Annotated in this window: 6 protein-coding genes and 1 pseudogene; 4 read left to right on the forward strand and 3 right to left on the reverse strand. The window is 73.0% G+C overall.

Annotated features, from left to right (window positions below):
• Nucleotides 1-152 precede the first annotated feature (152 nt).
• Nucleotides 153-1,277 (forward strand): GuaB3 family IMP dehydrogenase-related protein, encoded by a 1,125-nt coding sequence (locus tag E6R18_RS33510; RefSeq protein ID WP_136320638.1) that lies wholly within the window; start codon nt 153-155, stop codon nt 1,275-1,277.
• Between the two features lie 86 nt (nt 1,278-1,363).
• Here E6R18_RS33510 and E6R18_RS33515 read toward each other — a convergent pair whose 3' ends face one another.
• Together E6R18_RS33515 and E6R18_RS33520 are read right to left on the reverse strand one after the other, a co-directional pair.
• Entirely contained in the window at nt 1,364-1,861 is a 498-nt protein-coding gene (locus tag E6R18_RS33515; RefSeq protein WP_240799941.1) for a hypothetical protein, read from the reverse strand.
• 90 nt (nt 1,862-1,951) lie between these two features.
• The gene (locus E6R18_RS33520; protein ID WP_136320639.1) at nt 1,952-3,214 is read right to left on the reverse strand and encodes a nucleotide sugar dehydrogenase; all 1,263 of its coding nucleotides are present in this window, start codon (nt 3,212-3,214) and stop codon (nt 1,952-1,954) included.
• A 250-nt stretch (nt 3,215-3,464) separates the two neighbouring features.
• Here E6R18_RS33520 and E6R18_RS33525 point away from each other — a divergent pair, with 250 nt between their 5' ends.
• Nucleotides 3,465-5,171, forward strand: coding sequence for a glycerol-3-phosphate dehydrogenase/oxidase (locus E6R18_RS33525; protein ID WP_136320640.1), 1,707 nt, complete (start codon nt 3,465-3,467; stop codon nt 5,169-5,171).
• An 89-nt stretch (nt 5,172-5,260) separates the two neighbouring features.
• Here the strand turns inward: E6R18_RS33525 and E6R18_RS33530 are convergent.
• Nucleotides 5,261-5,994, reverse strand: a pseudogene (locus tag E6R18_RS33530) (serine hydrolase domain-containing protein).
• A 131-nt stretch (nt 5,995-6,125) separates the two neighbouring features.
• Here E6R18_RS33530 and E6R18_RS33535 point away from each other — a divergent pair.
• Both E6R18_RS33535 and E6R18_RS33540 read left to right on the forward strand, forming a co-directional pair.
• On the forward strand, nt 6,126-8,072 hold the full coding sequence (locus E6R18_RS33535; protein ID WP_136320641.1) for a serine/threonine-protein kinase: 1,947 nt from the start codon (nt 6,126-6,128) through the stop codon (nt 8,070-8,072).
• Nucleotides 8,073-8,286: 214 nt separating this feature from the next.
• Nucleotides 8,287-9,110 (forward strand): protein kinase (locus E6R18_RS33540; RefSeq protein WP_240799942.1); only part of this gene is annotated, 824 nt, incomplete at its 3' end.

A 9,110-nucleotide genomic window follows, 5' to 3' on the forward strand; every position in this document is an offset into this window, starting at 1 on the left:
GACGAGATGGAGAGCAAGGGCCGCTTCGTGCGGATCACCTCGGCGGGCCTCAAGGAGAGCCACCCGCACGACATCCAGATGACGGTCGAGGCGCCGAACTACAGCAGGAAGTAACGCGACAGCGCAGACGCAGAGGGAAAGGCCACATCATCGTGACTGAGATCGAGATCGGGCGCGGCAAGCGCGGCCGCCGGGCATACGCATTCGACGACATCGCCGTCGTCCCGAGCCGCCGGACCCGCGACCCGAAGGAGGTCTCGATCGCCTGGCAGATCGACGCCTACCGCTTCGAGCTGCCGTTCCTGGCCGCCCCCATGGACTCCGTGGTGTCCCCGCAGCACGCCATCCGCATCGGCGAGCTCGGCGGCCTCGGCGTGCTCAACCTGGAAGGGCTGTGGACCCGGCACGCCGACCCGCAGCCGCTGCTGGACGAGATCGCCGAGATGCCCGTCGAGTCCGCGACCCGCCGGCTCCAGGAGATCTACTCCGCCCCCATCCAGGAGGAGCTGATCGGACAGCGCATCAAGGAGGTGCGCGACTCCGGTGTCGTCACCGCCGCCGCGCTCTCCCCGCAGCGCACCGCCCAGTTCTCCAAGGCCGTGGTCGACGCGGGCGTGGACATCTTCGTCATCCGCGGCACGACGGTCTCCGCCGAGCACGTCTCGGGCGCGGCCGAGCCGCTGAACCTGAAGCAGTTCATCTACGAGCTGGACGTCCCGGTGATCGTCGGCGGCTGCGCCACGTACACCGCGGCCCTGCACCTGATGCGTACGGGCGCGGCCGGTGTCCTCGTCGGCTTCGGCGGCGGCGCCGCGCACACCACGCGCAACGTCTTCGGCATCCAGGTCCCGATGGCGACCGCGGTCGCCGACGTGGCCGGTGCCCGCCGCGACTACATGGACGAGTCCGGCGGCCGGTACGTGCACGTGATCGCGGACGGCGGCGTCGGCTGGTCCGGCGACCTGCCGAAGGCCATCGCCTGCGGTGCGGACGCCGTGATGATGGGCTCCCCGCTCGCCCGCGCGACGGACGCGCCGGGCCGCGGCCGGCACTGGGGCATGGAGGCCGTCCACGAGGACGTGCCGCGCGGCAAGCTGGTCGACCTCGGCTCGGTCGGGACGACGGAGGAGGTCCTGACCGGTCCTTCGCACACCCCCGACGGCTCGATGAACATCTTCGGCGCGCTGCGCCGGGCGATGGCCACCACGGGCTACAGCGACCTCAAGGAGTTCCAGCGCGTCGAGGTGACGGTCGCGGACTCGCAGCACAGCCGCTGAGTTCTTCCCGTACGTACACCTCGGAGGGCCCGGACCGCGCTCGCGGTCCGGGCCCTCCGGGCGTGTCTCGGGTGAGCGGCCCGGGACTAGTCGGCCGTCTTGCGGGCCGTGGAGAACGCCACCACAGCGGCGATCGCGAAGAAGACGTAGCTCAGGAAGTCGGAGTCTTCCTTCCATACCGTGTTCAGGTCGCTGAAGTGGTCGAGGAAGATGTCCGTGACCGAGAGCGGGAGCTGCTTGCTGATGATGATCGCCTCACCGAGCAGCTGGCCGAGGTAGACACCGACCAGCGCGAAGGCGCCGCTGATGATGGGCAGGGCGGGGTTGCGCCCACCGAGCTTGCCGGCGGCGAAGCCGACGATGGCACCGACACCCACGGCCGCGTAGCCGATCTCGTGCTTCGTGGCGCCGATGATCGCACCGTAGATCCCGGCGGCGACGAGGGCCGCGACGAGCGCGACGACGACGCCGAGCGCCACATTGTCGCGCTTCGGCGGGGCCGGGGTGAACGGGGCGGGGCCGCCGAAGGGGGCGCCGGGCTGCTGGCCGGCGAACGGGTTGCCGCCCTGGGGACGTCTACGCACTGGTGTGCGATGAGTGACGCCGCAGGCTAGCAGCCGGTTCCGACAACGGCCCACCGAAATCCTTGGGGGGACTGGGCTGAGGGGACGTCATCAGAGCCGGTGGGCGGCTCCGGCGGGGGTCGCTCCGCGGGTGTCGAGGAGGAGTTGCGCCTTCACGGCGAGGCCCTGGAGGTCGTACGTACGGTGGTGCTGGAGCAGCACCGTGAGGTCCGCGCCGGCGGCGGCCTCGTAGAGCGAATCGGCGCGGGGGACGGGGAGTTCGCGGACGCGCCAGTCCAGGACGTGCGGGTCGTGGTAGCCGATCTGGGCGCCCATGTCCATCAGCCGGGTGGCGATCTCGCGGGCGGGGGACGCCTCCTGGTCGGCGAGGTCGGGCTTGTAGGTGACCCCGAGCAGGAGCACCCGGGCGCCCCGGACGGCCTTTCCGTGTTCGTTGAGGAGGGTGGCGCAGCGCTGGATCACGTACTGCGGCATCCGGTCGTTGATCTCCTGGGCCAGCGAGACCATCCGCAGCGGCGGGCCGGGGGTGCGGGCGTGGTACGGGAGGTGGCCCGGGTCGACGGGCGCGCCGTGGCCGCCGACGCCGGGGCCGGGGCGGAAGGGCTGGAAGCCGAAGGGTTTGGTCTCGGCGCACCGGATGACGTCCCAGAGGTCGACGCCGAGGTCGTGGCAGAGCACCGCCATCTCGTTGACCAGGGCGATGTTGACGTGCCGGAAGTTGGTCTCCAGGACCTTCGTCATCTCGGCCTCGCGCGGACCCCGGGCGCGGACGACCTTGTCGGTGAGCCGGCCGTAGAAGGCGGCGGCCGATTCGGTGCAGGCGGGGGTGAGGCCGCCGATGACCTTCGGGGTGTTGGCGTAGACGTGGGCGCGGTTGCCGGGGTCGAGCCGGCTGGGGGAGTGGGCGAGGTGGAAGTCGCGCCCGCCGCGCAGCCCCGAGCCCTCTTCGAGGAGGGGGAGCAGGAAGTTCTCCGTGGTGCCCGGGGGCACGGCGGATTCGAGGAGCACGGTGGTGTGCGGGCGCAGCCGGGCGGCCAGGGCGCGTGCGGCGGCGCCGACGGCGCTCAGGTCGAGGGTGCGGTCGGGGCCGAGCGGGGTCGGCGCGCAGATCACGGCGGTACGGACCCGGCCCAGCTCGGCCTGGTCGGTGGTGGGCCGGAAGCCACCGGAGAGCATGCGGCGGATCTCGGACGCGGAGAGTGATCCCTCGACCGGAGTGCGGCCCGCGGCGACCTCGGCGAAGGCGCGCGGGTCGGTGTCGTAGCCGATGGTCTGGATACCGGCGTGGACGGCGGCCTGGGCGAGGGGCAGGCCGAGGTGACCGAGTCCGATGACGGCGAGGTCTGCAGGCACGTGGGTGGCCCGTCCTTCCCTAAGACCATGAGGGCAGAAAGCGCAACCGCTGTGGACAGCGCAATGTCAGACTAGGCGTAAATATGACCTATATGTCGCATTGGTGGGGCCCTTGTCGTCGGGGTGTTGTCCACAGGCGGTGGCTGAAGTCGCGGAGCGCGGACAGAATCGATCTGTGGGCACGGGCACCGACCGCGCGGTCGGGGTGGCTTTTCCGTGCCGGACCACCCCGATCTACCGGGAGGCAGCAGTGAGGACAGCGACACTGGGACCCGCGCAGCGCGCCGAGGCGCTTGCCGCGATGGCCGAGCGCGAATTGGACGTGCTGGTCGTGGGGGCGGGCGTGGTCGGCGCCGGGACGGCGCTGGACGCGGTCACGAGAGGGCTCTCGACCGGCCTGGTCGAGGCGCGCGACTGGGCGTCCGGCACGTCGAGCAGGTCGAGCAAGCTGATCCACGGCGGGCTGCGCTATCTGGAGATGCTGGACTTCGCCCTGGTCAGGGAGGCGCTGAAGGAGCGCGGGCTGCTCCTCGAACGGCTCGCCCCGCACCTGGTGAAGCCGGTGCCCTTCCTCTACCCGTTGCAGCACAAGGGCTGGGAGCGGCTGTACGCGGGCTCCGGCGTCGCGCTGTACGACGCGATGTCCATCTCCTCCGGGCACGGCCGGGGCCTGCCCGTGCACCGGCACCTCTCCCGCCGCCGGGCCCTGCGGGTCGCCCCGGCCCTGAAGCGGGACGCCCTGGTGGGGGCCCTGCAGTACTACGACGCCCAGATGGACGACGCCCGCTACGTGGCGACGCTGGTGCGCACCGCCGCCGGGTACGGCGCGCAGGTGGCGAACCGGGCCAAGGTGGTCGGCTTCCTCCGGGAGGGCGAGCGGGTCGTCGGCGTCCGGGTGGAGGACGTCGAGGCGGGCGGCGAGTACGAGGTCAGGGCCAAACAGGTGGTCAACGCCACCGGTGTCTGGACGGACGACACCCAGTCGCTGATCGGCGAGCGCGGCCAGTTCCACGTCCGGGCCTCCAAGGGCATCCACCTGGTCGTCCCCAAGGACCGCATCCACTCCTCGACCGGCCTGATCCTGCGCACCGAGAAGTCCGTGCTCTTCGTCATCCCCTGGGGCCGGCACTGGATCGTGGGCACCACGGACACCGACTGGGACCTGGACAAGGCGCACCCGGCCGCCTCCAGCGCCGACATCGACTACCTGCTCGAACATGTGAACTCGGTCCTGTCGACGCCCCTGACCAGGGACGACGTCGAGGGCGTCTACGCGGGCCTGCGGCCCCTGCTGGCCGGCGAGTCGGACGCCACCAGCAAGCTGTCCCGCGAGCACACGGTGGCCCATCCGGTGCCCGGCCTCGTCGTCGTCGCGGGCGGCAAGTACACGACGTACCGGGTGATGGCCAAGGACGCCGTGGACGAGGCGGTGCACGGGCTGGACCAGCGGGTCGCCGCCTGCGTCACGGAGGACATCCCGCTGCTGGGCGCCGAGGGCTACCGCGCCCTGTGGAACGCGCGCGCCAGGATCTCCGCCCGCACCGGCCTCCACGTCGCCCGCGTGGAGCATCTGCTGAACCGGTACGGCTCGATGACCGAGGAGATCCTCGAACTGATCGTCGCCGACCCCGCGATGGGCGAACCGCTGCCGGCCGCCGACGACTATCTGAAGGCCGAGATCGTGTACGCCGCCTCGCACGAGGGGGCCCGCCACCTCGACGACGTCCTCACCCGGCGGACCCGGATCTCCATAGAGACCTTCGACCGGGGAGCCCGCTCCGCCCGGCTCTGCGCCGAGCTGATGGCGCCGGTCCTCGGCTGGGACGCCGGCCAGATCGACCGGGAGGTCGCGCACTACGAGAAACGCGTGGAGGCGGAACGCGAGTCGCAGCGCCAGCCGGACGACCTGACGGCGGACGCGGCGCGGCTGGGCGCACCGGACATCGTGCCGCTCTGACGACCGGCCGGCCGGGGCGGGTCCCCGCGCAAGGGCCGGGCCCCGCACCCCGGTCGGGGCTCCGCACCCCGGCCCCGGCCCGCGTCGGCTCAGCCCGGGCAGAACTCCGCTTCCGGGAGGGCCGGTTCCAGCGTGTCCGCTTCGGCGAGGGTGTCCGTGTCGAAGCGGTAGGTCAGCGTGTGACGGCCGTCGCGGGTGGTGGCGGTGCGGACGTGACTGCCCGTGACGCGGCCGTCGTGGCCCCAGACGGTGACCCCGCACGACAGGCGCTCCGGGAAGACGCCGAGACCGTGGAGCCCGTGCGCCGCCGAGGTGTCGAGCAGCGCGGTCAGCTGAGCCGGCCTCAGCAGCCGTCCGCCCGGCAGGGCCGCGTAGAAGCGGTTCAGACCGGGCAGCGTGGAGATCAGCTCGCCCGCCGCGCCCGCGGTGCGCGGGTCGAGGGCGGTGACGTCGGTGAGGTGCCGTCGTTGCCGCGGCCCCGGATCAGACCGGGCAGGAAGCGTTCGACCGGGTCGGAGAGCCGCAGCCTTCTCTCTCCGGCGAGTTGCAGGACGACGACGGCGACGAAGGTCTTGGTGACGCTGCCTGCCCGGAACCGGTCCGCGTACCGGATGCCGGGGCCCGTCGAACGGTAGGTGTCCCGTGGTGCGGAGGAGGTGTCGTGCGCCAGGAGTGCCGCGTCGGGGGTGCCCGCCCGGGCGGCGGACCGGGGGAGGAGGGCGGCCGCGGGAGTGAGGTGTGATTCGCTGGGCAGGGGCCCCCGCCCGGGGCCGCACAGAGCCGGCACCACCAGGGCGACGAGTGGCGCCCTGAGCATCGGCATGACGGGGCGTCCCTTCCTCGGCCGGGTCCGCGGGGCCCATCATGACCGAGCCCGGACCCGGCACCAGGACCGGTCCCGGGGTGAGGGACAATGAACGCTCTGCCAGGGCGGGTTGATCGCAGAGGGGACGCATGTCGGAGGCGGAGCAGGCACGGGAGCCCCAACGGGACAAGGAAGGACGTCTCCTCGCGGGGCGGTACCGGCTCGGGGAGGTGCTCGGCCGGGGCGGTATGGGCACGGTCTGGCGTGCCGTCGACGAGACGCTGGGCCGCACGGTGGCGGTCAAGGAACTGCGGTTCCCCTCGGCCATCGACGAGGACGAGAAGCGCCGGCTGATCACGCGTACGCTGCGCGAGGCCAAGGCGATCGCGCGCATCCGCAACAACGGCGCGGTCACGGTCTACGACGTGGTCGACGAGGACGACCGGCCGTGGATCGTCATGGAACTCATCGAGGGCAAGTCGCTGGCCGAGGCGGTGCGCGAGGACGGTGTCCTGACGCCGAAACGTGCCGCCGAGGTCGGCCTCGCCATCCTCGACGTGCTGCGCTCGGCGCACCGCGAGGGCATCCTGCACCGCGACGTGAAGCCGTCCAACGTGCTGATCGCCGAGGACGGCCGGGTCGTGCTCACCGACTTCGGCATCGCGCAGGTCGAGGGCGACCCGTCCGTCACCTCCACGGGCATGCTCGTCGGAGCCCCCTCGTACATCTCGCCGGAGCGGGCACGCGGCCACAAGCCGGGCCCGCCCGCCGACCTGTGGTCGCTGGGCGGTCTGCTGTACGCGAGCGTCGAGGGCTGCCCGCCGTACGACAAGGGCTCCGCCATCGCGACCCTGACCGCCGTGATGACCGAACCGCTCGACCCGCCGAAGAACGCGGGCCCGCTGGAGGAGGTCATCTACGGGCTGCTCGCCCGCGACCCCGAGCAGCGGCTCGACGACGCGGGGGCGCGCGCCCTGCTCAACGACGTGATCAGCTCCTTCGACCAGCCGGAGCGCCCGGTGCCGGCCCCGGCCGATGCCACGCAGGTCATGGCGCTGCCCAAGGGCGTCGCCGACGCCGGGGCGGCCAAGGCCGGTGAGACGGGCGAGGGCGCCCGTGACCGGCTGCGCGGCGCGCTGCGCTCCGTGCGCAACGCCAAGTCGACGCCCGCCGCCGGTGCGGCGGCCCCCGTCGTCGCACCGCCCGTCCCGGTCCGGCCCACCCCGGCCCCCGGCGCCGCCTCGCCCTCGGGGGCCGTACCGCCGCAGCGCCCGGCCTCCTCGCCGGTCACCGCGCCCCGGGCGTCCCTCACCGACGTGGTGCCGCGCCGCACCCTGGCGATCATCGCGGCCGTCATCGTGCTCGCCGTCCTCGGCACGGTCCTCGCGCTCACGCTCGGCGGCGGCGACGAGTCCGCCGACGAATCCGGCGCGAAGAAGCCCGGCGCGTCCGCGCCCGCCGGGACCCCGAGCGCCGCCGGCTCCTTCGGGTCGGCCGAGGCGGAACAGGGCGGCAGCGGCAAGGAGCAGGAGGCCGGCAAGGACGGCGGGGACGGCCGGGGCGAGGACGAGGACGCGGACAAGGGGGCGAAGGACGACGCCGACGACGGCGCGAAGGGCGACAAGGACTCCGACGCCCTGCCCGCCGGCTACCACACGGTGACCAACAAGCAGTTCCACTTCGCCATTGCGATGCCCAAGGACTTCCGCTTCGACACCACGTCCGGCCAGGGCGCGGGCGCCATCTACAACGCCGACGGCGGCTTTCCCCGCCTCCAGGTCGACTACACCGGCTCGCCCGGCGGTGACGCGGCGGCCGCCTGGAACGCCGCCCGGAGCGGGGTCGCCGCCACCAGCTCGAACTACCACCACCTCGGCATACAGAAGGTGCAGTACAAGGGCTACCCGACCGTCGCCGACTGGCAGTTCGAGCGTACGCAGCACGGTCAGCGCGTCCGGGTGCTGAACCGCGGCTTCAAGGCCGACGGGAAGCACGGCTACGCGATCATGATCAGCTGCAAGGCGGACGAGTGGGACGGCAAGGAGTGCCGGACGCTGCGCAAGACGGCGTTCGGATCGTTCGAGCCGGTCGACTGAGGCGGCCCGGCGCGGGCCACCGGCGGTCTTCGGGGGACGGCCGCCGGGCCGGGTTGCGCCGACCCGGCCGCGCGGCCGCCGCAGGACACGTATGGTGAGATGCCGTAGACCGTACGCAGCCGAAACGGGCAGTCAATTGCACCGCAACTGACTGGGATTGACGGATTCGGTGCGGTCTGCGTGACCGGGGGACAGCGCGCTCTGGGGAGGCGTCGTGGACGACTACGCGGGTCGGGTACTTGCCGACCGCTACCGCCTTCCGCTGCCCCCGTCCGACGCGTACGAACTGGTCGAGACCCGGGCCTTCGACACCTACAGCGGGCAGGAGGTCCTGGTCCGGCAGGTGCCGCTGCCCGAGGTCGTGGACGCGGAGGTCGTCGAGGGCGACGGCCGGACCTCCCCCGTGCCGCGCAACGGCGGGCGTGCGGCCAGGCGGCCCGCGGAGCCGGCCGTGCGGCGCGCCATCGAGGCCGCCCAGGCGGCGGCCCAGGTCCCCGACCATCCACGGCTCGACCAGGTCTTCGACGTGTTCGCGGAGGCGGGTTCGCTCTGGATAGTGAGCGAACTGGTCGCCTCCCGCCCGCTGGCCGCCCTGCTCGCCGAGCGCCCGCTCAACCCGTACCGGGCCGCCGAGATCGGCTCCGACGTGCTGACGGCGCTGCGCGTCCTGCACGCCCACGGCTGGACCCACCGCAACATCACCGTGCGCACGGTGCTCGTCTGCGACGACGGGCGGGTCGTCCTGACCGGTCTCGCGGCCGGGGCGGCCGAGGAGGCGCTGTGCGGCTACAGCACGGTGCCGCGCCCCGACGACGGGGAGCCGGACGAGGGCGGGTACGGCGGCCCCGCCGTCGAGTCCGGGCCCACCGGTCCCTACGTGCCGCCCGCCGCCGACCCGGAGCCGCACCCGGGGCTGCCGGCCTCCCGGGGCCCCGCCGCGATCGAATCGGGCCCTGCCGCGATCGAATCGGGCGCCGGCGGTGAACCGGCGCGCCCGTACGGCGGCGAGGCGGTCCCCGCGCACCGGCCGGTGCCGCC

The organism is Streptomyces sp. A1277, from assembly GCF_004795015.1.
Taxonomy (GTDB): domain Bacteria; phylum Actinomycetota; class Actinomycetes; order Streptomycetales; family Streptomycetaceae; genus Streptomyces.

What these genes read in the sequence shown, in the direction of transcription:
- E6R18_RS33535 (WP_136320641.1), top strand. Translation starts at nt 6,126, where the DNA reads ATGTCGGAGGCGGAGCAGGCACGGGAGCCCCAACGGGACAAGGAAGGA.